This window comes from Deinococcus yavapaiensis KR-236 (genome assembly GCF_003217515.1).
Classification (GTDB): Bacteria; Deinococcota; Deinococci; order Deinococcales; family Deinococcaceae; genus Deinococcus_A; species Deinococcus_A yavapaiensis.
Genome location: NZ_QJSX01000020.1, coordinates 26266 through 52561 on the forward strand (window position 1 = coordinate 26266; position 26296 = coordinate 52561).

Consider the following 26296-nt stretch of genomic DNA (forward strand, 5'->3'; position numbering starts at 1 on the left):
TTCGGGCTAAGGGCTGCGCCGCGTGTGCCGCGAACAGCCGGAATGAGGGGAGGCCAGGAATCGAACCCGAGAACCTTCGAGCGTCGGCCCGAAGCGGGCGAGGATGCCGAAGGAAGACTGCCCGCCAAGATGGGCGACCACCCCGAGAGACGTTGGGAACGGGTGGGATTCGAACCCACGACCTTACGATCCCGATCACCCTCGAACGTCGGCCCGAACGGGCGAGTGAAGCCGAGGAGCCGCCGAAGCGGTCGTACGCTCTCCCGCTGAGCCACCGTTCCCGAGTTGTGCGTGCGGCCTTTCGGCCTTGGTGGAGCGGGCCGGATTCGAACCGGCGACCAGGCCATTAGAAGTGGTAACCCTCGAGCGTCGGCCCTACAGGCAAGGAATGCCGAGGGGTTTTCCTGCTCTACCAACTGAGCTACCGCCCCACGAAGTGCGCCCAGCGAGACTCGAACTCGCACTGGCGCGGCTCTGAACCGCGTTCCTCTACCGCTTGGGATACAGGCGCATGATGCTTCGAGCGGGACTCGAACCCGCACTGATCGCGCTCTCGACGCGACTCCTCTGCCGATTGGGATACCGAAGCGAAAAAAGCAGGTCGAAGGGTTCGCACCTCCATCTTCCGCGCGGAACGCGGGCGTCCTGCGTTGAACGAGACCTGCGAGAGGAACTGCCAGCCGGACTCGAACCGGCGTTTCCCGACTGAGAATCGAGCGTCCTGACCGCTAGACGACGGCAGCGAACGAAGAGCGTCGGACAAGGTGAAGTTCACGGAGCGGTCTCGCGACCGGGGAGTCGAACCCCCACGCCTCACGCGGAGACGTCTTTGACCGAGGAAAGAGAACCGTGAACGTTCGGCCCGACGCGAGAAGTCGAAATCCCACGGGCAAGGATGAATCAGGGAACGGCGCCGCTTCGACGGAGGGAGTCGAACCCTCGACGTTCCCTTCGGAACGCTTCCCGCGCCTGACTTGGTGAAATAACCCTGATGCTTCGGCCCGAAGGCGAGCGAACGTGGCGGCCTCGAAGGGAATCGAACCCTCGTTTCCCGGGAGACAACCGGGTGTCCTGACCGTTGAACGACGAGGCCTCGCAAAGGCACCCTGTAAAGCTCGAATCCGCGACGGTCCCCTCAAGGGCGGGACGCTTCGGCAGCGGAGCCAGGGGCCGAAAGAATTCGCTTCGGGCAAGGGGTGACCGACGGACGTGTTTTGATTTTCAATCAATAACCGTCGATCTTCGGCCCGAAGCAAAGGCGGGTGAACTCTGAATTTGCGCGTTCACAACGCGGCGTCTTTTCCTTGGAACGACGATCACCACGAACGAACCGACTCACTCAGCGGCGAGCCGGTCGAAGCGGGCAAGGCCGTCAAAGGGAACTTGGTCGTGAGAAACCTCGCCGGGAATCTCGTGCGTCGTGATCGTGACGATTTTCGAAGGTCAGGCGGGGGAGCCACGAAGGGCGGGCCTGAAGTTCGAGCATACTGAATTTGTTCGTCACGAGAATCACCTCGCGTTCGAGTCTAGCGTCGGCCTTCGAGCGGCGCATGCGGTGAAACGCCTATCGACGAGCTAAGCGCTTCGGCTCATCGTCCTCACCATGGCAAGACGCGCGGCGCGTCCACCTCGCGGTTGGGCAGGGTCGTGGGAAGCTCTTGATGGTAGGCGCCCGAAGGCATGACGCCGCAGCCGCCGAAGCGCGCCATGACGCGAAGCTGCGCGAGGACGTCCTCGCCCGCGTGTTCTTCGGGCAAGTCGCGCCAAAAGTCGAAGCCGCCCACGGCCAGCAGCTTTTCGCGGTCGTACAAGACGCAGCCGCCGACCCACGCGACTTTGTACGCCACGGGCGCGAGGGGCGTCGCGCCGAGCGCTTCTTGCACGTGCAGCAAGTTCGCGGCGTTGTGCAGTTTGTACCGCTCCCACGCGGGCGTGCCGACTCGCACGACTTCCGGCGTGACTCGCCCGCTCCACAGCTCGACCGCCTGCTGATGCGGGCGCACGTCACCGCGGTAACTCAAGCCGATGACGGCGCTTCCGACGAAGCCGCACCCTTCGCGCGTCAACGTGTTCGTCATGACGTCCAGCACCCACGGCTCTAGGATGAGGTCGTCGTCGAGAAACAGCGCGCGCGGCGCGCTCGACCGTGAAAGCAGGAAAGCGCGTTGCTCGGCCATGCCTCGCCTCGGCAGGTGGTGGTGCACTTCGGTGAGGCAGCCGTGCAACTCGAGGACGCGCAGGGCCGTGCGAACTTCGGCGCGCGACGTGGCGGACTCGTCGCCTTGATCGGAGATCACCACGCGAAACGGCCGCGCCGTTTGCATCGCCAAGCTCGTGAGGGTCGCGGCGAGCGCGCCGGAACGATCGCGGGTCGGCACGAGAACGTCGAGGGACATCATGACGAGGACGCTAACCGCGAGGCGCGCGCCGCACCATCGCGAAAGCCACCGTTTCGCGCGCTCACGACCGCTGCGGATCCCGGTCGAACTCGCGCGCCACGCTCTGCACGGCTTCCGACAGCGTCGGGTGGACGTGGACGGCGTTGGCGAGGACCGCGCGAGGCGCGTCGGCGTTCATGAGGTCGACGTAGACGTGCACGAGTTCCGCGCCTTGCGACGCGAGGACGGCCGCGCCGAGCAGAAGGTCGTCGTTCGCGTCCACGAGCAGCTTGATGAAGCCGTCCGGGCGTCCCAACTCGTTCGCCTTGCCGTTGCGGTTCAAGTCGTACCGCGCGACGCGCACCGCGCGGCCCGCGTCGCGCGCCTCGCGCTCCGAGAGCCCCACCCGCCCGAGTTGCGGATCGGTGAACACCCCGTACGGCACGAGGCGACGCGTCGTGCGCGAACCGTCGCCCGTCAACTGCGACGCGAGCACGCGGTAGTCATCCCACGCGGTGTGCGTGAACATAGGACCGCCGCGCACGTCCCCGGCGGCCCACACGCCCGGCTCGCTCGTCGAGAGTCGCTCGTCCACCTCGATCACGCCTTGTTCGTTCACTCGCACGCCAAGCGTCTCCAAGCCCAAGTCGTCCGTGTTGGGACGGCGGCCCGTCGCCACGAACACGTGCGAAGCGTCGAGCACGTCTCGCCGGTCTCCGCTCGTCACGTGAACGCGCACGGCGCCCGCGTCGTGCGCGATCCGCTCGACGTGGCTCGCGAGTCGGAACTCGACGCCTTCGTTTTCCAGCGCGCCGCGCAGCGCGTCCGAGACGTCCTCGTCCTCGCGTCCCAGCAAGTGCTCGCCTCGGTCCACGAGGGTCACGCGCGCGCCCACTCGGCGGTAGAATTGGCTCATCTCCACGCCGATGTAACCTCCGCCGAGCATCACGACATGCTCGGGTCGCTCGTCGAGCTCCAACCAGTTGCCCGCGTGGAGAAACGGCCCGTCACGCAGACCTTCCACGTCGGGGACGAGGCTGCGCGTGCCCGTGTTGAGGACGATCGCGGGTGCCTCGACGACCTCGTCGCCGACGTGGACGAGAACGCCATGCTCGCCGCGTCCGGCGAGTCGCGCGTGTCCTCTCAGCAACGCGGGGTCGCCGCCTGGGTCGAACGACGCCTCCAAGCCTTGGCGCGATTCTCGCGAGACGCGCCGCGCGCGCTCCATGACGTCGGCGAAGTTCACATGGACTTCGCCGACGCGCACGCCGAACTCGGCGGCGTGGCGCGCGTCGTGCGCGACTTGCGCCGACGCGAGGGCGGCCTTCGTGGGCGTGCAACCGAAGTTCACGCACGACCCGCCGAGGTGCTTGCGCTCCACGAGCAGCACGCGCCGCCCGGCGGACGCGAGGTCGTGCGCGAGCGGAACGCCCGCTTGCCCCGCCCCGATGATGACGACGTCGAAAAGTCGGGGCGGCCCGTCGTTCGCGGCTCGAGTCATGCCTTATCAAAGCACGTCGCGCTAGACTCGCGGCGTGGACGACTTGACGAGGCTGTTGAAGCGCGCCGACGAACTGCTCGCGGGTCGTCCCGATTTGCAGCGTGCCCTGCGCGTCGACGCCGCCGTGTTCATCGCGTCGCCGCTGGCGGGATTGCGCCCGAAGCAAAAGCGGCAGGTGCGCGCGGTCGCCAAGCGGATTCACGGCTGCCTCCGGGCGCAACCTCCCTTGTTCTCGCTGTGAGCGCTGCTACCATGAGCCATGACGCCTTCGACGCGCCACGAATTCGAAGTTGACTTGCCCGTCACGCCGCCCGGCAAAGCGTACGAAGGCAACGGCGTGACGGTGTACTACGACGCGCGACGTTGCCTTCACTTCGCGGAGTGCGTGCGCGGCCTGCCCGAAGTGTTCGATCCGAGCGCCCGCCCTTGGATTCGGGCGTGGCTCGCCGAGCCGAGCGCCGTCTCGGAGGTCGTGACGCGCTGCCCGACGGGCGCGCTGCACTTCACGTCGCAGGAAGGAACCGAGCTTCCCGAATCCCCGACGAGCATCACGCCTCTCGCCGACGGTCCTTTGATCGTGCGCGGCGACTTCGAGCTTCGAGTGCCGGGAACGCCCCTGCGAGAGACGCGGGCGGCCTTGTGCCGCTGCGGGCAGTCCGGAAACAAGCCGTTTTGCGACGGCACGCACGCGAAGGTCGGCTGGCGAAGCGACGGAGGAGACGCGCACGACGAAGCGTCGAATGCACGAGGTGACGTATGAAGATCGGGATCATCGGTTCGGGACACATCGGCAGCACGCTCGCCCGACTGTTGGCCGCGCGCGGCCACGAGCTCGCGCTCGCCAACTCGCGCGGTCCGGACTCCTTGCGCGAACTCGTCGCGACCCTCGGACCGAACGTGCGCGCCGCCAGCGTGCGTGAAGCCGCCTCGCACGGAGACGTCGTGATCGAGGCGATTCCGTTCGGAAGGCTCGGTGACTTGCCGAGCGACGAACTCGCCGGAAAAATCCTCGTGACCGCCGCGAACTACTATCCGGGGCGCGACGGGTCGATCGACCTGGAGGGGCTCGCCGAAAGTCAGTACACGGCGCGTCTCGTTCCGGGCGCGCGGGTGGTGAAGGCGTTCAACACGATCTGGTTCAAGCACCTCGCCGAGCAAGGAGACGTGTCCAAGCCGCTGGAGGAACGCCGCGCGATCTTCGTGGAATCGGACGACGAGGACGCCAAGCGCGTCGTGTCGAGCTTGATCGAGGAGATCGGCTTCGCGCCCGTCGACGGCGGAACGCTCGCCGACAGCGCGCGCTTCCAGCCCGACACGCCGCTGTACAACCAGAACGTCACGGCGCGCGAAGCGCGCGAACGGCTGGGCGACGCGCGCTGAGCCTCACGTCTCGGCGAGCACTTTTTGAAAGCTGAGCCACGCCGGTTCGCGGCGAAAGCCGAGCTTCTCGTTCACGGCGAGCATCGGAGCGTTCGTGGACGCGTTGTCGGTCCGCACCCACGGCGCGCCGCGATTCCGCGCGTACCGCAGCGCCCGCAACTTCAAGGCGAGCGCGACGCCTTGGCCGCGCGCTTCTCGCCGCACGCCCGTGTACCCCGTGAACAGTCCGTCGGCGGCGCCGCTGCGGTACAAGTCGCTCGTGCCGACCGCGCGGTCGCCTTGCAGGGCGACGAAGTACGCGTCGGGAAGGAACATCGAGTCTTCGAGGATGTACTCGCGAAACTGCTCGAACGACAAGGGCGTGGCAGGCTCGCTTCTCGGCACGTCGAGGCGCGTGTCGGAGAACGCGTCGTAGATCAACTCGCGCCAATCGTCGCGGTGCATCAGTTCGGTCAGGGCGTGGAGGGTGATTCCTCGCTCGCGCAGGTTCGCCTCCAATCCTTCGTACGGCGAAAAGTCGAAGGTGCGTGGATCGATCGTGGCTTCCCAGGCGCGCTGCGTCTCCACGAAGCCGCGCTCGGCGAGAAAGCGCAGGGCGCGCTCGGCGTCTTCTCGGGCGCGCGCTCGGACGCTGAGAGGATCGAACGGCTCGAGACGGCTCAGCAACGCGTCGTACAGCTTGCGGCCCAGGCCTTGTCCGCGCACGCTTTCCAGCACGCCGCCCGCCAGGATGAAGCGGCGCGGATGGTACATGCCGGGGTTTTGCGAGTACTCGGCGAAGCCGACCAGCGTGCCGTCGTGCTCGGCGACGAGACGCCCTTGCTTCAAGCGCTCGTCCCTCTCGGCTTGCCGATCGGTGTCGCGCCACTCGTCCGGAGTGGATGGATGCTCGGGAAAGAGGGTGGCGTGCAGAGACGCGAACGCGTCGTAGTCATCTGGCGTGAAGGCGCGAAGTCGGAAGGGAAGCGTGACAGGCATGATCATCGGCAGCATACGAAGGAGGCGTGACTTGCGGAATCCGCCGAGTCGCCTAGGTCCGGTCGGCCGATCAGCCATAGAGTGAAGTCGTTGTTCACATCTTTCTCGCGCTCTGCTCATGCTACGGGGATCAGATGGAGATCGACCCCTGCTCTTTGTTCTGCTCGGTTCATGTAGTTCCCGGAGGCGACGTCATGACGGTACGGTTCGGCGTATTCCTGTTTCTTCTCACCGGCTTGTCCCTCGTGTCGGGAGAGGACGTTACGTCGATCGTCGTACCGTTCGAGCACGGGTCGCACGCGAGCGACGCGCCGCGCGGCGAAGTTCGTGTGGAACATGCCGACGCTGCCACGCGCGTCACTACCTTAAGTCTCGCCGGACTGACTCCTCGCGAGGAGTACGTCGCGCACTATCACGCGTTGCCTGCGGGCTTCGTCGATGAGCCGTGTGCTTCGAACGGTCCCGTCACCGTCACCTTCGCCCCCTTCACCGCCGGAGAGGACGGCCGCGCGACCGTCGAGAAGCGCGTTCCGGAAGCGACCGTTCAGGGAAACGCCGGCGCGTACGTCGACATTCACCCCGCGCGCGACGCCTCGGTGACATCGCTGTGCGCCGTCTTGTTCCGAGCCGCGCCGCACGATCACGGCGGCGCGGTCGCCGCGACGACCGTCGAGGTCGCGATCGGCGACAACTTCTTCCGCCCGTCCTCTCTGACCGTGCCGATCGGGACGACCGTCACCTGGCGATACGAAGGCGCGACGGCGCACGACGTCGTCGCGCTCGACGGCTCGTTTCAATCGGCGGAACTTCGAAACGGCGACACTTTTCGCCACACGTTCGACCGAGCGGGTACGGTGACGTACTACTGCTCGTACCACGAGGGCATGACCGCCACGATCACCGTGGTCGGCCGACCATAGGAGGAACGCATATGAATACACGGAATCTTGGATTGAGCGTCTTGTTGCTGAGCTTGCTGAGCGGTTGCATGATGATGGGGCAACCGCGCAACCTCGCCTTTCGCCACAATCCCGTGACGGCCGATCCGAACGCGGCCGGCTCGGCACGCGTCACGACCATGACGGACGGCATGGTTCAGACGACCCTCGTCTTGACCGGCCTCACGCCGAACAAGGCTTACATCGCGCACTACCACGCGTTCGGCCCCGCGTCGAACACCGATCCTTGCGCGTCGAACGGTCCCGTTTCCGTCGGCTTCCCCTCGTTCACGTCCGACGCGAGCGGCAACGGCACCACGACCCTCATGACGGAGGCCGCGAAGATCGCCGGGGACGCCGGCGCGTACATCAACGTGCACTACGCCGACGCGCCTGCCGTCGTGCCGATCTGCGCGCCCGTCAAGACCACGAAAGGCTGAGTGGACGAGTGAGGGCCGGGAAGACGTCTTCCCGGCCCTCGCCCATGACACCGTTCATTCGTCGCTGTTCGCGCTCGCTCGGCCGTCCGTCAACGAGCCGTCGACCATGCCGCCCGGCCTCGCCGCGCACTCGAAGGGACGCGCGAGAAGGTGCGCCAAGGACTCGCCGACCTCGGGCCACACGGCGAGGATGTCCTCGGCGGTCACGGCGGACAAACTCGCGTTTCGCGCGCGCAGGCGGGCGATGCCCGCCGCATCTCGGTCCAGGAGGGGAGCGACGAGTTCCAGCGCGCGCGCGTACTCGAGGGTGTCGGGCTGCGGCGCGCACGCGTGGTCTTCGCGCACGACCTGCGTGGCGAACCACGTCGCTACGCCTTCCTCTAGAACGGACGCGCGTAACTCGAACGGCGGACGCAGCAGGTGCACCGCTTCGTGCGCGAGCTGATAGTCGAGGTCCACCGCGCCGCGCGTGAGGTGACTGAGCTGCACGATGACGCTGCGCTCGGGCACCCCGGGATGCCACAACCTTGGAAACGGGTGAGGACCGAACTCGACGCCGAGCAGCGTGAACGACGGATCGCGCAGCCCGAAGTGGTGTTGCGCAGCGTGCAGAAAGCGCGCGAGGCGGGTCGGAAGCGTCAATGTGAAGCCGCTGCCGTGCGGCTGTGCGTAGAACCACGACGAGAGCGGTGAGTTGAGCATGAGACGACCTTAGCAGATTGCTCATCGTTGGGCTTCGTCCTTGTCCAGTTAGCACGCTTGACCGTGACGTGCCGTCCCCCTCGTGAAGTCTCGTCCTTGCCCGACCGAACCTCACGCTCTAGCTTCGGCGTGTGGTCGCGTTCTCGACCGCTTCACGAAGCCCGTCTCGACGCGTTTTCATGCCGACGACCTCACCGTCGGGCTCACGATGGTACGCGGCGGTCACGCGAAGCAGAAAAGCGGCCTTTCGGCCGCTGATGACTTCAGGATACCACGCTTCTCGCTTATGCAGAAGGACTATGCGGGCAGGCAAGCCTCAACTCGCTTCGCCGCCGTACCGCCGAAGCGTCTCGCGCATCTCTTCCAGCCACTGCCGCCTTACGTTTTCGGGCGTCAAGATTTCCACGCGCGGACCCCAGCCGAGAAGCCACGGCAGCAGTTCGCGTGGCAAGCCCGTCTCGTCGACGCTCGCGACCACGGAGACGACGATCGATCCGTCGCTCGCGCCGATGTGCTCGACGGTGAGGCTGGGATAGCCGCCTTCGAGCACGCGGTAAGCTGCCTCGGCCGCGAAGCGAAGACGCACCGTCACGACATCCGTCTGTCCTCCGACGACTCCCCAGGCGTCGGTGAGGTGCGCGCGAGGATCGAAATCCTGGGGAATCTCGTACGTGTCCGTCAGCAGCGTGACGAAGCGCATGCGAGAAAGCTTGAACGCCCGCATCTCGCCGCGCTTCAGACGCTCGAAGCCGATCGCGTACGGCGCCAGATCGTCGCGCGACACTTCCACGAAGTACACGGCGAGTTCGAGGTGCTCTACTTCGCCCGTCGGGGAAGCGTAGTCGAAAGCGACGACGCGGCGGTCGAACCACGCGCTCGCGACGGCCTCGAAGACCCTGTCGTCGACGAGTTGCGGGCGGAAGTCTTGCGTGGAGCGCCGCGCGATGTCCTGCACGCTGTTGGGCAAGCTGAGGGCGAGCTTTTCGAGGGCGAGGAGGTACTGCTTGTTCTTGGTGGCGGCGTGGTGGTACAGCAGGCGCGTGGCAGCGTGCACGGCGAGGGCTTGCACGGGCCTCAAGCTCTCGGGCGTGCCGACGAGGCGATAGCGATGCGGATGAACGTACTCGAGGCCCGCGCCGATCTCCTGCAAGTCCTGGAGGTCGCGTTGGATGTGGCGTTGCTCGACGCCGAACCAGTCGGCGAGCTCGCGAACCGTGCGCTCGCGCAGCCGCAGGAGTTCCATGAGTTCGAGCAGACGCTTCACCTTCGTCCAAGTGGCGCGCTCCTGTTCGGGGCGGTCTTCGGGTTGGGCGTCGTTCGTCATTGCGAGCAGGGTAGAGAAGAGCGGTCGAGTGCCTGTCGAGAAAAACGAGGAAGCTTCCACGTGCTCACAAAATCTAACGAGGAACGCTCAAGGCTTCGTCTCTCAACGCGAGCTCTTGCGCCCGCTCGACGGCCCAGGCGCTGTACACGCCCGACAAAAAAGCCGGGGTTCGCTCGCCGCGCGCGACGGCTTCTCGCACGTCGTACCACCACTGCGCCGCTTCGTCGAGGTGATACGCGCCGCCCACGAAGGTCACGCTGCCTTCCCAGCCGAGCGCTTCGCGCAACGTCTTCGCCAGGGCCCACAACGACTGACCGGCGCGGCGCCGCTCGGGTGCGTCGTCACGGTACAAGGCGTCCGTGAGCTCTTCGGTCGTGGCGCGCCCTCCCTTCTCCAGCAGCACCACGAGCAACTCCCCGGCCCGGCCCGTCGCGCGCATCGGTATGACGCGGCCGTTGACTTGCACTTCGAGCGCTCCGAGCGCCCGCACCTCCACGCGCGTTCCACCAAGGTGCGTCAAGGGCACGGGCCGCTCGCCTCCCATCAACGCGAACAGCGCCGGAAACTGCACGACTTCCTCGCGTGCCCACATCATGTTGGTTCGAATCTTGCGCAATTCGCGGCGCGCCTCCTCCTCGTCGCCCGCGCGCCGCGCGAGCTCCGCTCGTACGATCGACCCTCGTTGGGCGTCTTCCTCGCTGCCGTCCTCGACGTGCGCCAAGGCGTCCCGCGCCGCCTCGTCGTTTCCGAGGGCGAGGTGCGCGGCCGCGACGTCCACGTACACCCACGACTTTCCCCGCTCGGCTTCCACCCGAATGGCCCGAGCCGCCCGCAGCAATTCTTCCAACGCCAAGCCGGGCTTGCCCAGCAGGCGGAGAGTGTGCCCGAGACTACGTCGAGCTTGCTGCACGTCGTCCTCCTCGCGCGCTACGCGCAAAGCGGCGCGGTAGCTCGACAAGGCTCGGTCCCACTCGCCCCGAACTCGCCGCGCGGTGCCCAGGCCGCACAGCGCCCGCGCCCGCATGTGCGCCGCGCCCTCGCGCTTCGAGAGGCGCTCCAACGCCAAGAAGTGCTCCTCGGCTTCCGGCAAGCCGAACCGCAGGTACGACAAGCCGAGCGCGTGCCGCAGCCACGCCGCGTACAGCGGATCGCGTTCGAGCAGCAGCAGCGCCTCGCGCCACGCCGCTTGCGCGCCCGCGTCGTCTCCGGCGCGGTGCATCAGCGTTCCTTCGGCCAGCCAGCACGTTCCGAGCGAGCGCCCCGTCAAGTGGGTCCTAGCCACGCGAAACGCTTCACGCCACCCGTCGCGTCCCGACCACCCGAGCGCTTCGGCGCGCGCGCGCCAAGCGATGCCGAGCGGAAGGCCGTCGACAACGGCGATCACCTCGTCCGCGACACGCACGGCGTCGTCGTGACGGCCTTCGCGCACGAGCGCGAAGGCTTCGAAGGCGGCGGCGGGCGCGCTCGCGGGCCAACCGAGCTTTTGGCGCGCGAGCGCCGTGAAGGGCAGCACGTCCGCCGCTTGCCGCGTATTGCCGAGCAACCGCGCCGTGATCAGGGCGCCCGCCGCGCTGCCCGCCCGCTGCTCGAGCGGCACGCGCGAAACCGCGTCGAGCAGCGTTTGCTGCTCGACGACGCTGAGAGGCTCTCGAAGCGCGACCTCCACCGTGCGGTAAGCGAGCTCGAACTCGCCGCGCTCCACGAGCGCTTCCACCGACGCCACCGCTTCCTTCGCCTCGACCGACCGCCTCGCGCCTTTGCTCATAAGCTCTCCGACAGTCTACGTCTCGTGAAGCGTCGAGCGCGGCGCACATGACGACGCGCCGCGTCGTCATGTGCGCCGGACTTCACCCCGAGCCGCCGGCCGGCTTCGGTTCATCGCCCGCCACGACGGCGGGCCTTTCGTTCGAATGGATAGGGCCGAACACGGAGTGCGTGACCGACGTGAGTGCGAGGGCGCACAACGTCAAGGCCAGGCACACCGCTTTCGCGGTACGCTGCATGGTGCCTCCGAAGGGGGCGAAGCGCGGATCAGTCTTGGCGGATGGAGTCCGCGCTTCTACGATTTGTGGTTGCCGAACGCCTGCAGGTCGAAGTCCTCGGGTTCAAACCAGCTCATCACCTCCTGACACGCAGCATGGAGGTCGGAGGCGTCAAATCATGTCGCGCCGTTCGGCACCGTGTCGCGACATCCCGTGACGCTCGCTCGATTCGCTACCTTGAAGGCATGAGCGCGATTTTGACGTGCGAACGATGCGGAGCGAAGAATCGTGTGAGCAACGTGCCCGACGCCCGAGTGCCCGCCTGCGCTCGCTGCGGCGCGGCCCTGCCGTGGCTGCACGCGGGCACCGACGCGTCCTTCGAGGCCGACGTGCGCGCGCCCGTACCCGTCTTGGTGGATTTCTGGGCGCCGTGGTGCGGACCGTGCCGAGTGATCGCTCCGGTGCTGGAGGACATGGCACGTGAGTACGCGGGCAAGCTGCGAATCGTGAAGGTCAACGTGGACGAAAACCCGGGCGCCTCCGCGCGCTTCGGCGTGCAAGGCATCCCGACGCTCATCGTCTTTCGAGGCGGCGAGCCCACCGACCGCATCGTCGGCGCAGTCAACAAGCCGACCCTGGTGGATCGGCTCGGCCTGAATCGCTCGAACGGGTGAGCGGCGCCCGACGGGAGTTTCGCGTCAATCGGTCGGGTTGGGGCGCGGCTCCAACTTGAACCACGCGCCCGTTCGGTAACGCCACACCAGCATGACGATTCGCGCCATCTCCTCACCGAGCAGACGGCCCAAAAAGACGCCCCACAACCCCAAGCCCGCCGGGAAGGCCAGCAGGTACGCGAAAGGCAAGCCGACCAGCACGACCGTCACGACGTCCGACAGCAGCAGGTAGCGCGTGTCGCCACCGCTCGCGAGCGTTCCGAAGCCGATCATGTTCGCCACTTTCACGGGGAGGAACAGCGCGTTCAAAAGCGCGCCCCACTGCGCGAGTTGCCTCACTTCCGGAGTCGTGTTCGGAAAGAGGGCGCCGATCAAGAAGGTGCTCGCCGCGAACAGCACGCCCAGCCCCAGCCCGACGAGCACGCCGAGACGCCAGACCCCGCCCGACCATCGCCACACTTCCCGGGCGTTCGCCTGCCCGATGGCGCGTCCCGTGAGAATCGTCGCGGCCGTGTTGAAGCCGACCGCGCCCACCACGAAGATGTTCTCGAACGTCGCCACGATCTGGAAGGCGGCGAGTTGCGCCGTGCCGATGCGCCCGACGAGCAGCGAGAACAGAAAGACGCCGCTGCTGAAGACGATCTCCGTGACGAACAACGGCAGCACGAGCGGCGCCATTTCGGCGAACACGCCGCGTCCTTGCGAGAAGGTCGGCAGGCGAACGCGAATTCCGAAGCGGCTGAAGAACAGGAAGCCCGCCAGTAACGCCGTTCGCAGCGATTGCGTCATGACGATGGCGGCGGCCGCTCCGATCACGCCCCATCCGAGCTGCGTCACGAGCAGCCACGCGAGGAGCGGCGTCAAGGTCAGCGAACTCAAGGTCACGATCAAGGGCAGGCGTGCCCGTCCGATCGTCCGGAACGTCGACGTCATCACGACGTTCGCCGTGACGAGCGGCAGCGCGAGGGCGTACAAACCCAAGTACGGCCCGCCGATTCCGGCGATCTCGTCGCTCGCGCCGACGAAGCGCAGAAAGCCGCTTCCCGACAGCGCGATCGGCACGGTCAGCAGCAACGCCAGCAAGACCGCGAACAAGACCGACAGCAACGCGATGCGGCCCAAAGTGTCCTCGTCGCCTCGCCCGCGCGCCCGAGACGCGAGGATCGCGCATCCCGAACCGACGACGTTGAGGCACGCGATGCCTATGAACAGCGCGTTGTTCGACAAGCCGACCGCCGCGATCGTCGCCGTGCCGAGCGTTCCCACGACCACTTGATTCGTGAAGTTGAGGACGAGTTGCACCATCGACTCGAGACTGACGGGAAGCGCGATGCGAGCGATTTCACGGTTTGTCTCGGCGCTCAAGGGCGCCTCGCGCGAGAAGATGCCCGAAAAGGGAAGGCGACCGGAAGCATCCCAGCAATGTAGCCCACGAAGGCGCGCCGCTCGTGAAGCTCACGGAGCGGGCAAGGTGAAGTGGAAGGTGGAGCCGACGCCGACTCGGCTTTCCACCCACAAGCGCCCGCCGTGCCGCTCGACGATCTTCTTGCACACGGCGAGGCCGATCCCGGTGCCTTCGAAGCGCTCGCGGCCGTGCAGGCGTTGGAAGATCACGAAGATGCGCTCGAAGTACTTGTCCTCGATGCCGATGCCGTTGTCGGTCACGCGAAAGTGCCACATCGCCTCGTCGCGCGTCGCCGACACCCGCACCATCGGCGTCACGCCTTCGCGCGCGTACTTCAACCCGTTCGACACGAGGTTTTGCAGCAGCGAATCGAATTGCGGCGCGTCGGCGAGCACCGTCGGAAGGTCGTCGCGCGTCACGTGGACGAGCGCGTCGTCCACGTCCGCCGCGAACCGAAGCGCGACGCGGTCGAACACGTCGTTGGCGGCCACGGGCTCGAAGGGACGCTGCTCGGTGTGTAGACGCGAAAACGCCAGCAAGTCGTCCACGAGGCGCTTCATGTGCTGCCCGCTTTCCATGATCTGCGCGAGGTACGCGCGGCCCCGGTCGTCGAGCGCGGCGCTGTACCGCTGCGCGACGAGATCCGCGAAGCTCGTCACCGCGCGAATGGGCGCTTGCAGGTCGTGGCTGGCGACGTACGCGAAGCGCTCCAACTCCTCGTTGCTGCGCCGCAACTCCTCGTTGCGGTGAGCGAGCGAACGCTCGGCGCGCGCACGGTCGGTGACGTTGATGCTCACTCCGAGGAACCCGTCGGGGCGTCCGCTCGCGTCGAGCTTAGGCGCGTACGTCACGTCGAACACCTGATCGCCCACCGTTTGCTGCGAACGCACCTCCTCGCCCGCGAGCGCGCGCCGCACGTCGTCCAAGACGCCGTCCTCGGCGCCGTACAACTCGAAGACGTTTCGCCCGACCGCTTCGCCAGGCGTCAATCCGAGGTCCGTGAGGCCGCGCCCTTCGGACAAGGTGAAGCGTCCGTGCTCGTCGATGGCGTACAAGATGATCGGCAAACTGCGCGCCACCGTCGCGAGTTGCTCTTGCAACTGCAGAGCCTGCTGCGTGCGCTCGCGAACGCGGCGTTCCAGCGTCGCGTTGAGGTCCAGCAAGGCGCGCTCGGCTTCCTTGAGCGCCGTGAGGTCGACGACGTAGCCTGCCACTTGCCCCGAGTCTCCCTCGAAGGCGGCGATCGTGCACTGCACGGGAACGCGCGTTCCGTCGCGCCGCTCGTACTCCTTTTCGTACGAGTCGCTGTGCCCGCGCTCTTCGACGTCTCGCAACGCCCGCACGTCGAGCGGCAGGTACTCGGGCGGCGTCAGGCGCGCCCAGTCCACGAGGCCGAGCTCGAACTCCTCGCGCGAGTACCCGACGATGCGCAGGTACGCGTCGTTGGCGAGCGTGATCCGTCCGTCGGGCAAGCCGAGCACCATCCCGATGGGGCTGGCGTCCACCAACCTTCGAAAGCGAGCCTCGCTTTCCACGAGCGCCGCTTGAACGCGCGCTTGCGGCGTCATCTCGACCGCCATGATCCCCACGCCGGCCACTTCGCCGTCCATGCCGCGCACCGGGTAGAAGTCCTCGCGCCAAGCGCGGCGCACGCCCGGCAAGGCGGGCGTCTCGCCTTCGACCGTCACGTTGCGAAGCGCCTCGCCCGAGACGACGACGTGCCGCAAGGCTGCGAACGCGCCGTCGTCGAGGCCCGGCAGCAACTCCATCGCCGTGCGTCCGAGGTGCGCGTGGGCGGGCAGACCGTTGAGCTCGGCGAGGGCGGTGTTGACGTGCACGAAGCGCAAGTCGCGGTCGAGGAAGGCCATGCCGACCGGAGACGCCTCGAAGAGCGTGTCGAGCGGCCTCGTCGCCCGCCATTCGTCCCGAGCGCGCCGCACCTCGTCCTCCGAGCGCGCCGTCACGGCGTCGTGCACGTCCGCGAGCGTCCCCACCCAGGCGGGCGCGCCGTCACCGCCGAGCGGCCGAAGATCGAGGCGTGTCCAACGCGGGCCGCGGCCCGCGTCGAGGCGGCACGTGGCTTCGAAGGAACGGCGTTCGCGCCGCGCGGCTTCCCAGCGCGGCCACATGTCCCGTCGGTCGTCGGCGTGCGCCGCGTCGAGGGGAAAGAAGCCGGCGAGCGAGTCGATCAAGCGGCCGAGGTGGGCGGCCAAAGCGACGTTCGCGTGCACGATCCGCCCGTCGTCGTCCGCGAGCCACGTCGGCGTGGAGACGGTGTCGAACACGCTCCGCCACACTTCGGCCGAAAGGAAGCGGACGTCGCTGGGAACAGACATCGCCTCATGGTAGTGCGAGCGCCCGCTCGACTTCGGCGCATGAAGGCCGTCTGAAGGCGGCGCGAGACGAGTATGCTGAGCCCACTCCCCGGTTTCTCCGCGTCTCGTCCTCGCCGACTTGGAGCTTTATGAACACGTCCTCGCCGTTCGCTTCCACTGCTACCGACCGCTTCCGCGCCGCCCGCGACCTCCTCGTGAAGCACCGCGCCGATTTGGAGGCCGCGCGCGCGGCCTTCGAGTGGCCGCGTTTCGAGCACTTCAACTTCGCTCTCGACTGGTTCGATTCCGTGGCGCGGACGCCCGAGACCGCCGACCGCTTGGCCCTCGTCGTCACCGAGCAGGACGGCCGAAGCGAGCGCCGCACGTACGCGCAGCTTTCGCGCGCCTCGTCACGCGTCGCCAACTGGCTGGAGTCCATCGGGGTGCGCCGGGAAGACCGCGTGCTCGTGATGCTCGGCAACCGCGTGGAGTTGTGGGAGGTGATGCTGGCGTGCATCAAGATCGGCGCGGTGCTCATCCCGACGACCGTCCTGCTCACCCCGGCCGACCTCGCCGACCGCGTTCGGCGCGGACGCGTTTCGTGCGTCGTCGTCGCGCGTGAGGACGCGGCGAAGTTCGACGCTGTCGACGGCGACTTCACGGTCGTTTTGATCGGCGCGGAGCCCGCTTTCGTCGGCTCGAGGGCGGTTCACGCTTATGAGGACGCTCGAAACGCGTCCGACGCGTACACGCCGCGCGAGCCGACGCGCGGCGACGAGACGCTGCTGCTGTACTTCACGTCCGGTACGACGTCTCGCCCGAAGCTCGTGGAGCACACGCACACGTCGTACCCCGTCGGCCACCTCAGCACGATGTACTGGATCGGTCTGGAGCCGGGCGACGTGCATCTCAACGTCGCCTCGCCCGGCTGGGCGAAGCACGCGTGGTCGAATTTCTTCGCGCCCTTCATCGCCGAGGCGACCGTGTTCGTGTACAACTACGCTCGTTTCGACGCCCGCTCGCTCATGGAGCAGATGGACCGTGAAGGCGTCACGAGTTTTTGCGCGCCGCCCACGGTGTGGCGCATGCTCATCCAAGCGGATTTGAGCGCTCTGCGCGAGCCACCCGCCAAGGTCGTCGCGGCGGGCGAGCCGCTCAATCCCGAGGTGATTTCGCAAGTGCAGCGCGCGTGGGGCGTGCTCATTCGCGACGGCTTCGGGCAGACTGAGACGACGCTGCAAGTCGGGAACACCGTCGGTCAAGCCATGATTCCCGGCTCCATGGGTCGCCCGCTGCCCGGCTTCGACGTCGTTTTGATCGACCCGCTCACCGGGATGGAGGGCGAAGAGGGCGAGGTGTGCCTGCGCCTCGATTCACGTCCCGTCGGCCTCACGGTGGGCTACCACGGTGACTCCGAGAAGACCGCCGACGCCTTTCGAGACGGGCTGTACCACACGGGGGACGTCGCGCGCCGCCTCGAAGGCGGAGTCATCACGTACATCGGGCGGTCCGACGACGTCTTCAAGTCGTCCGACTACCGCATCTCGCCGTTCGAATTGGAGTCCGTCTTGATCGAGCACGCGGCGGTCGCCGAGGCGGCGGTCGTGCCGTCGTTCGACGCCGTGCGCCTCGCCGTGCCCAAAGCGTACGTCGTCCTCGCCGCCGGTTGGAACGCGGACGCCGAGACCGCCGAGTCGATCCTCGCGCACTGCCGCGCGCACCTCGCGCCGTTCAAGCGCGTGCGTCGCCTCGAATTTCACGACTTGCCGAAGACGATTTCCGGCAAGATTCGCCGCGTGGAACTTCGGCAACGCGAGCAGACGTTCACGAACGATCGTCCTTCCGGCGAGTACGCCGACGCCGACTTTCCGTCGCTGCGCGCTCCTTGAAGCGCGGCCCTCAACGCCACACGAACGAGCTCGACAACGATCGGATCGCCGCTTCGGCCGTCTTGTCGCCGATCGGATACTCCAGGAGGAAGGTCGCGTAGACGTTGCGGGGCGCGTCGAGCATCGTCCGTTGGTAGAACACCCGCCCGCCCTCGGTGCCGCTCACCACGAACCACGACGAACGCAGCGTCTTGTACGTGACGCGCCGTGACGCCGAGGTGCGCGCGGCTCGCTCGTAGCGTTTGCCAAGCGTGTCACCGAGCGCGTTGAGGTCGCCCCACACCGTCAACTTGACGGCGCGGCGCCGATCGAGGAACACCTGCCCGTCGCCGTTGTCCGACTCGCCCTGCCCCACGAGAAACGACGGCGCCGTCAGGCAGTAGGCGAAGCGGGCGTTGCAGTACGAACTCGGCACGAGCGCGGCGGTCATCAACGCGAACAACACGGGCATGACTCATGGTATGACAAGCGCTTGTCAAGACGAGCGCCGCAAGTAGGCGCTCGGAACGTCGTCCGCGAGCCACACGCCGTTCTCGGAGCGGTAGAAGACTCGGCCGTCGGCGTGCATTCTCGCCGCGTCCACCGTCAGCACGACCGCTCGACCATGCCGCGCGCCGACCCGCCGCGCCGTCTCCTCGTCCGCCGAGAGGTGCACGTGATGGCGCCGCATCGCCCGCAAGCCTTCGCGCAAAATCACGTCGACCTTGTCGGCGCTCGTTCCGTGGTACAGCACGGCGGGTGGTTCGATCGGCGCGAGCTGCAAGTCCACTTCGACGCTGTGACCTTGGTTCGCGCGGATTCTCGCTTTCGGGGCGTCGAAGGAAAAGCGGCGCTTGTCGCTCGAACGCACGACCTCTTCTAGGTCCGTTCGCGAGACGTACTGACCGCGCTCGCCGAGCGCGGTCAGCAGGGCCTCCACGTCCACCCAGCCGCCGAGTTGCAACGTCAAGCCGAGCTCGTGCGGCGCGTGCCTCAGGAAGCGCGCGAGGGTCTTGCTGAGCCTCACGCGGGCGCGGTCGTCCATGAACGCAGGGTAGCCGAACAAGCCCTGAGGCGCGTGCGTGAAGTGGCGTACGCGCTTCACGCCGCCCTCAACTCGTGCGTACGTGCAAGTGGCGCAGGCCTCGGAACATCGTGCTGGGACGGCGTTCGAAGGCGGCGAGTTCGAGGTGTTCGAAGCGGCGCACAAGCTCCTCGAAGGCGACGCGCGCTTCGAGCTTGGCGAGAGGGGCGCCGAGGCAGAAGTGGATGCCGCGCCCGAAGCTGAGGTGGCGGTTGGGCATGCGGGTGACGAGAAACGAGTCGGGCTGCGCAAAGACGAGGGGATCGCGGTTGCCCGCGCCGATCACGGCGCTCACCTGCTCGCCTCGGCGCACGACTTGCCCGCCGATCTCGACGTCTTCGAGCGCGGCGCGGAACAAGGCGCGTTGCACGGGAGCGTCGAAGCGCAGCATCTCCTCGATCGCGCTCGGCAAGGCGTCGGGGTGGGCGCGCAAGAAGGCGAGTTGCTCGGGGTGACGCAGCAAGGCCAGCAATCCGTTGCCGAGCAGGTTCACCGTCGTCTCGTGCCCCGCGATCACGAGTAGGACGAGATTCGAGATGAGCTCGCCGGGTTGAAGTCGGCCGCCTTCGTCCTCGGCGGCGATGAGGTGCGAGATGAGGTCGTCGGCGGGATTCGCGCGCCGCTTCGCGACGAGCTCGGACAAGAAGCCCGCGAGGGCGGGAATGGCGGCTTGCGCTCGCGCCGCGTGTTCGGGCGTCGCGTTCGCGAAGTCGCTACCGTCCACGAAGTCCGTGCTCCACGCTCGAAAGGCGTCGTGGTCCTCGGGCGGCACGCCGAGGAGTTGCGCGATCACGACGACGGGCAAGGGCGTCGCGAAGTCGTCCATGAACTCCAATCGGCCCGAGGAGGCGACGCGGTCGAGCAAGGTGCTCGCGATGGCGCGAATGGGAGCTTCCATGCGCTCCACGGTTCTCGGCGTGAACGCCTGACCGACGAGGCCGCGCAGACGCGTGTGATCGGGCGGGTCGGTGGCGAGCATGTGGTTCGGCAAGACGTCGGGCGGCACGTCGCGCACCTTGCGCGCGTCCTTCGTGAGGCGCGCGTCTTTCAAGACTTGCTCCACTTCGGCGTGACGCGTCGCCATCCACATGCCGCCGCTGTCCGAGGCGTGCGCTTGCCAAAACAAGCCGGGCTGTTCGCGCAGCCGCGCGTACGTCTCGTACGGATCGTCGAGAATCGTCGGGTCGAACAAACCGGCCGTCGAAGAAATGGTCATGCCGAGCCTCCGAAAAGCACGGTAGCAGGATTCACGGGCGCGAGAAGGCGCCGACCCCCAAGTGGGGGTCGGCGCCTTCTCGAACGAGGCGTCAGCGGTACGTTGCTTCTTTGAGGCTGTTCGCGACGACGAGCTTGACGTACATGCCGTTGGCGGCGTGACGCCCGACGCGGCACAAAATGAGGTACGAACCGGGGCGGTTGGCGACGAATTTCGTGGTGGGACTGACCATGCCGGGCATCGTGACTTGCGTGGCGGCATCCTTGAAGGCGAGCTTGGCTCCGCCGACGTTGCTCGGTACGCTCGCCCCGCTCACGACAGCGAAGTCGTGCGGCATGCGGCCTCCGTTGGCGAGCGTGACCTCGATCGTCCAACCGAGCGGCACGGTGAGGGTCTTTTCGCCTTTGGCGTCGCCGTTGTAGTTCAAGCCGTTGTTCGCCGTGTCGTGTCCCGCGACGAACACGACTTTCACGGTCTTCGTGGCGGTGTCGGTCGTGACGGACGTTGTCGGGAGGGGAGCGGTCGTGGAGGGGGCGGCTTGGGCCATCGTCGGCATGGACGGCATCTGGGCGAGGGCGGCGGTGACGACGAGAAGGGCGGGCAGCGCGAGACGTCCGATCATACGAGGTCCTCCTGAAAGTGCGAGCTTGATGGAATTGTAAGCGACCGCTCGGTTTATGCCCAGGTCCGAAAGTCGGACGACGGGCGGGACGGACACCCGACTTTGGTCGGGGGCGTGCACGTTGGGCCCTTATCAGGAATGATTCTTGTTTTTTTCGTGCAGGACGAGGTTTCTTGACAAGGCTATTCGTTCGCTCTATGTTAACCCGAGTAGTTTGCTCGGAATAGAGAAGAACGATGACGACCGTCCCCCACCTCGACTTGTGCTGCGCCGCGTCCCTCCGCGCCGGAGAAGACCTCGGCGGCACGGCGCCGCGCTGGGACCACGCGTTCGCCGTCGCCTTGCCTCAGCGACGCTGGGACGATTTCCGGGACGTCACCTGCTGGTCCGACCATCGCCGCGCCGTTTGGGAACGTCTCGGCGACTTCGTCAAGACCACCAAGATCGGCTTCGGCCTGCTCGCTTACGACGCGGGCGCTGACTTGCCGCCCTACCACGTCACGCATTACCGTCGCCCCGGACCGTTCGCCGCCGGATTCGTTCGGCACGACGTCCAAACGACCGAGCAGACCTTTCCCGACTTCGTGGAAGCCGCCTTGCAAGACGTGAGCTCCGCCGCGACGTCGACCACCGCCGGCTTGGACTTCCACGTGTGCACGCACGGCCGCGTCGACGCCGCGTGCGGCAAGTTCGGCGCGTCTTTCGAACGCGCCTTGCACGGACGCTTCGCCCACGCGCGCGCGTGGCGCACCGCCCACATCGGCGGACACCGCTTCGCGCCTACCATGATCGAACTGCCTTCGGGCCGCTTCTGGGGCCGCCTCACGCCCGGCGTCGCCGAGATGATCGCGCGGCGCGAAGGCGACCCGGGCGTCGTCGCGCGTCACCTGCGCGGCTGGGCGGGGCTCGACGCGTGGGGGCAAGTCGTGGACCGCGAGATGTTCGCGCGCGAAGGCTGGGCGTGGCTCGACACGCCCAAGCGCGGCGAGACCTTGCACGCCGACGAGCGCGGCGCCGACGTCCGTTTGGCGTTCGCGCGCCTCGACGGCGCCCTCGGCGCCGTCGAGGCGCGCGTGGAGGTCACGCACACCGTCACCGTGCCCGGCGGCAGCCACAAACCCGACCTCGTCACGGCGCGGCAGTACGCCGTCACGCGCTTGGAGGTGCGCTCTTGATCCTCGCGCGCCGCCTCGCCCGTCCGAGGGCGGCCGTGCGCGGCTTGGCCTTCATCCTCGCGCTCGCTTCGCTGCTGCTCGGCCTCGTCGCCGCCCTCGCGTTCGGCGCGACCGACATCGAATTCTCGCGCGCGTTCGCCTTGCTGCTCGCTCCGGACGACTCCGCCCAAAGCCTCATCGTGTGGACCCTGCGCTTGCCGCGCGCCCTCGTCGCCGCCCTCGCCGGAGCGGGCCTCGGCGTGTCGGGCGCGCTGTTGCAGGGCGTGACGCGCAATCCGCTCGCCGATCCGGGCATCCTCGGCGTGGAGGCGGGCGCGGCCCTCGCCATTTTGATCGGGGTGGTGTTCTTGCCGGGGCTCACGGCGGCCGGCTTCGTGCCGCTCGCCTTCGCGGGGGGCTTGCTCGCCGCGATGCTCGCGCTCGGCATCGCGCGCGGCGTCGGCCTCACGCCGCTGCGCCTCGCGCTCGCCGGGGTGGCCGTCGCGTCCCTCGTCGGCGCGGGCTCGCGCACCCTGCAGATTCTGTTCGAGGAGCGCGCGACCTCCGCGCTGTTCAGCCTCTCGGGTAGCGTCGCCAACCGTACGTGGGCGCACGTGTCGAGCGTGGCGCCGTGGGTGCTCGGCGGTTTGCTCGTCGCCTTCGCGCTCGCGCGGCGCGTGAACATTCTCGCGCTCGGCGAGGACCTCGCGCGCGGCCTCGGCGTGAACAGCGCCCGAGAGACGCTGCTCGTCACGCTGCTCGGCGTGTTGCTCGCCGCCGCCGCCGTGAGCGTCGTCGGACCGATCGGGTTCGTCGGCCTCGTCGTGCCGCACGCCGCGCGCGGCCTCGTCGGCGTCGACCACCGTTTGCTCTTGCCGCTGTCCGCCCTGCTCGGCGCCGCCCTGCTCGTGTGGGCGGACGTCGCCGCGCGCCTCGTCGCTCGTCCGGCCGAGACACCCGTCGGCATCCTCATCGGGGCGTTCGGCGCGCCCTTCTTCGTCCTGCTCGCCCGCCGCCTCAAGCGCGCGGAGTAATTCCTCGGAGTGTTCCATGAAGAAGACCCCTCTGCTGCTCGCCGCCCTGCTCGCCTCGCCCGCCTTCGCCATCACCGTGAAGCACGAGCGCGGCACCCTCGACCTCAATGCTTCCGCCAAGCGCGTCGTCGTGCTGGAGTACAGCTTCCTCGACACCCTCGAAGCGCTCGGCGTGAAGGCGGCGGGCGCGGCGATCGGCACGCAAGGCGGTGACCGAGGCGCTCCCCCGTACCTCGCGGCGCGCACGAAAGGCACGGCCAGCATCGGCTCGCGCGCCCAACCGAACCTGGAGGCGATCCTCGCGGTGAAGCCCGACGTGATCCTCGCCGACGCCTTCGTGCACACCAACCTCTATCCGCAACTCGACCGAATCGCGCCGACCGCCGCCTTCCAAAGTCGTCGCGGCAGTTACGACGACATCATGAATCAAGTTCTCGACATCGGCCGCATCGTCGGCAAGGAATCGGCGGCCAAGCGCATCGTGGACGAGCAGGCGCGACTTCTGCAAAAGGCGAAGGCGTTCGCGAAGCGCGGCGCGCCCGGCGCCGTCATGGCCGTCGCCACCGAGAACTCTTTCACCGTGCACTCCACCGAGGCGTTCGTCGGGAGCCTCATCGAGAAGCTCGGCCGCAAGAACCTCGTCAAGCCGCAAGGCACGACGACGCAGTACGAATTGAGCCTCGAAGGCCTCGTGGCCCTCAATCCGGGCACGCTCGTCTTGTTCACCGGAGTCGACGAGAAGCCGATCGTGCGGGAGTGGGCCAAGAACCCCCTGTGGCAGAAGATCAGCGCCGTGCAGCGCGGCCGCGTGTACGAGTTCGACCGTGACTTGTGGACGCGCGCGCGCGGACCGATCGCCCTCAAGATGATGCTCGCGCAAAGCATCGACTCGGGCCTTCTGCAAGACAAGGCGCCCGCCAAGGAGTTCGCGTTCAAGCCGTGAACGCTCGGCGCGCCCTGCTCCTCGTGCCCGCCTTGGCGGCCCTCTTGCTGCTCGTCGGCGTGCTGTCGCTGGGGCTGGGCGCCGTGCGCACGCCTCCCGGCGAGGTGCTCGGCGTCCTGCTCGGCGGCGGCGACGAGCTCACCCGCCGCATCCTGGTGGAGCTGCGCTTGCCGCGCGTCCTCGTCGCGGCCCTGGCGGGCGCGATGTTCGCGGCGAGCGGCACGATCTTGCAAGGCGTCGTTCGCAATCCGCTCGCCTCGCCCGACATCGTCGGCGTGGGCGCGGGCGCGGGCCTCGCCGCCACGGTGACGCTCTTGGTCTTGCCGAGCGCGCCGTCGTGGGCGCTTCCGTGGAGCGCGTTCGCGGGCGCTTGGCTGGGATTCGCCGCCGTCTTTTTGCTGGCGCGCGAACGCGGCGCGGTGCAGCCCGTGCGCCTCGCCCTGATCGGCGTGGCCGTCGGCGCGGCCCTCGGCGCGGCGCAGCAACTCGTGCTCGTTCGGGCGCCCGACGGGATCGCGGGCGCCTTGGCCTTCCTCACCGGCACCGTGTACGGCGCGGACATCGAACGTGTCCTGCGCGTTCTTCCTTGGGCGGCGGTCCTGCTTCCACTGGGCTTCGTGCTCGCGCGGCGCCTCGACGTCCTGAGCTTCGGCGAGAGCGTCGCGACGTCTCTTGGAACGCGCGTGGGGCTCGCCCGTGGAATCGCGCTCACCGTCGCCGTGGGGCTGGCGTCGGCGGCGGTGACGGGCGCGGGCATCCTCGGGTTCGTGGGCTTGCTCGCTCCTCACCTCGCCCGACTGCTCGTCGGCGGTCTGCACGCACGCCTTCTGCCCGTGGCGGCGCTGCTCGGCGCGGTGCTCGTCGTCGTGGCCGACACGATCGGACGCGCGGTGCTGCCGCCGCTGGAACTTCCGGCCGGCATCGTGACCACCCTCGTCGGCGCGCCGTACTTTTTATGGCTTCTGCGCCGCACCTCCGGAGCGCTATCTTGACGCACGTGACCGCAAAACTCGCGACGCGCAACCTCGGCCTCAAGTACGGCAATCGCGCCGTCTTCGAAGGCCTCGACCTCTCCTTGCGAGGAGGCGCCGTCACGACGATCATCGGGGCGAACGGCAGCGGAAAGTCCACGTTGCTGCGCTCCCTGTCGCGCCTTCTCGCTCCCGACCGAGGAGCCGTCCTGCTCAACGGCGCCGACGTGCACCGCCTGCCATCGAAGGTGGTCGCTCAGCAACTCGCGATCCTGCCGCAAGGACCGAGCGCGCCCGAAGGCCTCACCGTCGAGGAACTCGCGTGGTTCGGTCGGCATCCGCATCAAGGCCTGCTCGGCGGACGCACCGCCGAGGACCGCCGCCTCGTGGAGTGGGCGCTCGACCAGACGGGCATGCGCATCTTCGCGTCCCGGCCGCTCGATTCCCTTTCGGGCGGGCAGCGGCAACGGGCGTGGATCGCCATGAGCCTCGCTCAAGGAACCGACGTCCTGCTGCTCGACGAGCCCACGACGTACCTCGACCTCAGCCACCAACTCGAAGTGCTGCACCTCGTGCGACGCCTCAACGAGCAGCAAGGCAAGACGATCGTGATGGTCCTGCACGACCTCAATCAGGCCGTCAGGTATTCCGACGAGGTCGTGGCGGTGCTCGACGGTCGAGTGTACGCGCAGGGCGATCCGAGCGACGTCATGACGAAGGACCTGCTGCGCGACGTGTTCGGCCTCGAAGCGCACCTGCTCGCCGATCCCGACACGGGCCGTCCGCACGTCATTCCGTACGGCATCGCCCGCAAAGCGCACCTCGACGCCGCGCCGCGCTCCAAGAGTTGAATTATGCTGGGCGGGTGATGTCCCGCTCGGCGCACCTCTGGGCCCTGCTCGACGCGTTCGCTCCCTCTACGCCGAACGAGGCGGCGGCCGTCTTGGCGACGCGCCGATTGCTGCGCTCGCCCGATCCGTTTTCGCGGTTCGCCCGACCGGGCCACGTCACGGCGTCGGCGGTGCTGTTCGCTCCCGACGCGACGCGCGTCGCCCTGATTTGGCACGAGAAGCTTCGCCGAGCGCTTCAACCCGGCGGGCACGTCGAGCCGGACGACGCGAACGTGTTGGAAGCGGCGTGGCGCGAACTTCAAGAGGAGACGGGCGTCACGCGGGCGGACGTGGCACTCATGACGCCGCACCTCGTCGGCGTGGACGTGCACGCCATTCCCGAGAACTCCAAAGAGGGCGCGCACGTGCATCACGACCTGCGCTTCGCCTTTCGCCTCACGTCCGACCGCGTGTTGCCGCTCGTGCGCTGGACGCTTCCCGACGATTTGGACGCCGGGTTGAAGCTGGCCGTGGCGCGCGTTCTCGCTTGAGGCTGC

Annotated in this window: 25 protein-coding genes and 6 tRNA genes; 13 read left to right on the forward strand and 18 right to left on the reverse strand. The window is 67.7% G+C overall.

Annotated elements, in window-relative coordinates; all coding sequences use genetic code 11:
- Positions 1-154: 154 nt before the first annotated feature.
- The 8 genes from DES52_RS23180 to DES52_RS19580 form a co-directional block, all read right to left on the reverse strand.
- Positions 155-281 (reverse strand) — tRNA-OTHER (locus DES52_RS23180).
- 27 nt (positions 282-308) lie between these two features.
- Positions 309-431, reverse strand: a tRNA-OTHER gene (locus DES52_RS19545).
- A 6-nt stretch (positions 432-437) separates the two neighbouring features.
- A tRNA-Leu gene (locus DES52_RS19550) sits at positions 438-511 on the reverse strand.
- A gap of 4 nt (positions 512-515) precedes the next feature.
- Positions 516-589, reverse strand: a tRNA-Leu gene (locus tag DES52_RS19555).
- 82 nt (positions 590-671) lie between these two features.
- Positions 672-743: transfer RNA gene (locus tag DES52_RS19560), tRNA-Glu, on the reverse strand.
- Positions 744-1018: 275 nt separating this feature from the next.
- A tRNA-Asp gene (locus tag DES52_RS19565) sits at positions 1019-1093 on the reverse strand.
- A 505-nt stretch (positions 1094-1598) separates the two neighbouring features.
- Positions 1599-2399: a glycosyltransferase family 2 protein gene (locus DES52_RS19575; RefSeq protein WP_211317967.1), complete on the reverse strand. Its 801-nt coding sequence runs from the start codon at positions 2397-2399 to the stop codon at positions 1599-1601.
- Between the two features lie 61 nt (positions 2400-2460).
- Positions 2461-3879 (reverse strand): mercuric reductase, encoded by a 1419-nt coding sequence (locus DES52_RS19580; protein ID WP_110888521.1) that lies wholly within the window; start codon positions 3877-3879, stop codon positions 2461-2463.
- Between the two features lie 34 nt (positions 3880-3913).
- Here DES52_RS19580 and DES52_RS19585 point away from each other — a divergent pair, with 34 nt between their 5' ends.
- Genes DES52_RS19585 through DES52_RS19595 form a run of 3 tightly spaced genes read left to right on the forward strand, consistent with a single transcriptional unit; the run spans position 3914 to position 5259 of the window.
- Positions 3914-4120 (forward strand): hypothetical protein, encoded by a 207-nt coding sequence (locus tag DES52_RS19585; RefSeq protein ID WP_110888522.1) that lies wholly within the window; start codon positions 3914-3916, stop codon positions 4118-4120.
- Positions 4121-4138: 18 nt separating this feature from the next.
- Positions 4139-4639, forward strand: a complete 501-nt coding sequence (locus DES52_RS19590) for a CDGSH iron-sulfur domain-containing protein (RefSeq protein WP_211317968.1) — start codon at positions 4139-4141, stop codon at positions 4637-4639.
- Positions 4636-5259 carry an NADPH-dependent F420 reductase gene (locus DES52_RS19595; RefSeq protein WP_110888523.1) on the forward strand — a complete coding sequence of 208 codons (624 nt, stop codon included), beginning with the start codon at positions 4636-4638 and terminating at the stop codon, positions 5257-5259. Before DES52_RS19590 ends, DES52_RS19595 begins: the two co-directional genes overlap by 4 nt.
- Before the next feature lie 3 nt (positions 5260-5262).
- Here the strand turns inward: DES52_RS19595 and DES52_RS19600 are convergent, their stop codons facing one another.
- Positions 5263-6237: a GNAT family N-acetyltransferase gene (locus DES52_RS19600; protein WP_170131181.1), complete on the reverse strand. Its 975-nt coding sequence runs from the start codon at positions 6235-6237 to the stop codon at positions 5263-5265.
- A 194-nt stretch (positions 6238-6431) separates the two neighbouring features.
- Between DES52_RS19600 and DES52_RS19605 the strand changes: the two genes are divergently transcribed.
- Positions 6432-7157, forward strand: a complete 726-nt coding sequence (locus DES52_RS19605; RefSeq protein ID WP_170131182.1) for a cupredoxin domain-containing protein — start codon at positions 6432-6434, stop codon at positions 7155-7157.
- Between the two features lie 11 nt (positions 7158-7168).
- Positions 7169-7615: a CHRD domain-containing protein gene (locus tag DES52_RS19610; protein ID WP_110888526.1), complete on the forward strand. Its 447-nt coding sequence runs from the start codon at positions 7169-7171 to the stop codon at positions 7613-7615.
- 54 nt (positions 7616-7669) lie between these two features.
- Here the strand turns inward: DES52_RS19610 and DES52_RS19615 are convergent, their stop codons facing one another.
- The 3 genes from DES52_RS19615 to DES52_RS19630 all read right to left on the reverse strand — a co-directional run bounded on the left by DES52_RS19615 (position 7670) and on the right by DES52_RS19630 (position 11406).
- Positions 7670-8317: a hypothetical protein gene (locus DES52_RS19615; RefSeq protein ID WP_110888527.1), complete on the reverse strand. Its 648-nt coding sequence runs from the start codon at positions 8315-8317 to the stop codon at positions 7670-7672.
- A gap of 316 nt (positions 8318-8633) precedes the next feature.
- On the reverse strand, positions 8634-9641 hold the full coding sequence (locus DES52_RS19625) for a helix-turn-helix transcriptional regulator (RefSeq protein WP_110888529.1): 1008 nt from the start codon (positions 9639-9641) through the stop codon (positions 8634-8636).
- Positions 9642-9714: 73 nt separating this feature from the next.
- Entirely contained in the window at positions 9715-11406 is a 1692-nt protein-coding gene (locus DES52_RS19630; protein ID WP_110888530.1) for a tetratricopeptide repeat protein, read from the reverse strand.
- Positions 11407-11868: 462 nt separating this feature from the next.
- On the opposite strand from DES52_RS19630, the gene trxA reads away from it, so the two are divergent.
- Positions 11869-12297 (forward strand): thioredoxin, encoded by a 429-nt coding sequence (gene trxA / locus DES52_RS19635; RefSeq protein WP_110888531.1) that lies wholly within the window; start codon positions 11869-11871, stop codon positions 12295-12297.
- 24 nt (positions 12298-12321) lie between these two features.
- Here trxA and DES52_RS19640 read toward each other — a convergent pair whose 3' ends face one another.
- A complete protein-coding gene (locus DES52_RS19640; RefSeq protein ID WP_110888532.1) occupies positions 12322-13662 on the reverse strand; it encodes an MATE family efflux transporter in 1341 nt (446 codons plus the stop codon).
- Positions 13663-13752: 90 nt separating this feature from the next.
- Positions 13753-16038: a PAS domain-containing protein gene (locus tag DES52_RS19645; protein ID WP_110888533.1), complete on the reverse strand. Its 2286-nt coding sequence runs from the start codon at positions 16036-16038 to the stop codon at positions 13753-13755.
- A gap of 128 nt (positions 16039-16166) precedes the next feature.
- On the opposite strand from DES52_RS19645, the gene DES52_RS19650 reads away from it, so the two are divergent.
- Positions 16167-17906 carry an AMP-binding protein gene (locus DES52_RS19650; protein ID WP_110888534.1) on the forward strand — a complete coding sequence of 580 codons (1740 nt, stop codon included), beginning with the start codon at positions 16167-16169 and terminating at the stop codon, positions 17904-17906.
- Positions 17907-17916: 10 nt separating this feature from the next.
- Here DES52_RS19650 and DES52_RS19655 read toward each other — a convergent pair whose 3' ends face one another.
- The 4 genes from DES52_RS19655 to DES52_RS19670 form a co-directional block, all read right to left on the reverse strand.
- Positions 17917-18357 carry a hypothetical protein gene (locus DES52_RS19655; RefSeq protein ID WP_110888535.1) on the reverse strand — a complete coding sequence of 147 codons (441 nt, stop codon included), beginning with the start codon at positions 18355-18357 and terminating at the stop codon, positions 17917-17919.
- Between the two features lie 24 nt (positions 18358-18381).
- Positions 18382-18990 carry an RNA 2'-phosphotransferase gene (locus DES52_RS19660; protein WP_342767096.1) on the reverse strand — a complete coding sequence of 203 codons (609 nt, stop codon included), beginning with the start codon at positions 18988-18990 and terminating at the stop codon, positions 18382-18384.
- 7 nt (positions 18991-18997) lie between these two features.
- A complete protein-coding gene (locus DES52_RS19665; protein WP_110888536.1) occupies positions 18998-20185 on the reverse strand; it encodes a cytochrome P450 family protein in 1188 nt (395 codons plus the stop codon).
- 91 nt (positions 20186-20276) lie between these two features.
- Entirely contained in the window at positions 20277-20807 is a 531-nt protein-coding gene (locus DES52_RS19670) for a sulfocyanin-like copper-binding protein (RefSeq protein ID WP_110888537.1), read from the reverse strand.
- A gap of 236 nt (positions 20808-21043) precedes the next feature.
- On the opposite strand from DES52_RS19670, the gene DES52_RS19675 reads away from it, so the two are divergent.
- The 6 genes from DES52_RS19675 to DES52_RS19700 are packed head-to-tail and all read left to right on the forward strand — an operon-like array spanning position 21044 to position 26290.
- Positions 21044-21982, forward strand: a complete 939-nt coding sequence (locus DES52_RS19675) for a sucrase ferredoxin (RefSeq protein WP_110888538.1) — start codon at positions 21044-21046, stop codon at positions 21980-21982.
- Positions 21979-22995 (forward strand): FecCD family ABC transporter permease, encoded by a 1017-nt coding sequence (locus DES52_RS19680; RefSeq protein ID WP_245901168.1) that lies wholly within the window; start codon positions 21979-21981, stop codon positions 22993-22995. Before DES52_RS19675 ends, DES52_RS19680 begins: the two co-directional genes overlap by 4 nt.
- 16 nt (positions 22996-23011) lie before the next feature.
- Positions 23012-23938, forward strand: coding sequence for an ABC transporter substrate-binding protein (locus tag DES52_RS19685; protein ID WP_110888539.1), 927 nt, complete (start codon positions 23012-23014; stop codon positions 23936-23938).
- On the forward strand, positions 23935-24930 hold the full coding sequence (locus DES52_RS19690; RefSeq protein ID WP_110888540.1) for a FecCD family ABC transporter permease: 996 nt from the start codon (positions 23935-23937) through the stop codon (positions 24928-24930). The genes DES52_RS19685 and DES52_RS19690 overlap by 4 nt, the downstream gene beginning before the upstream one ends.
- Positions 24894-25760 (forward strand): ABC transporter ATP-binding protein, encoded by an 867-nt coding sequence (locus DES52_RS19695; protein WP_110888541.1) that lies wholly within the window; start codon positions 24894-24896, stop codon positions 25758-25760. The genes DES52_RS19690 and DES52_RS19695 overlap by 37 nt, the downstream gene beginning before the upstream one ends.
- A 17-nt stretch (positions 25761-25777) precedes the next feature.
- Complete coding sequence (locus DES52_RS19700; RefSeq protein ID WP_110888542.1) at positions 25778-26290, forward strand: NUDIX hydrolase; 513 nt, start codon at positions 25778-25780, stop codon at positions 26288-26290.
- Positions 26291-26296 lie beyond the last annotated feature (6 nt).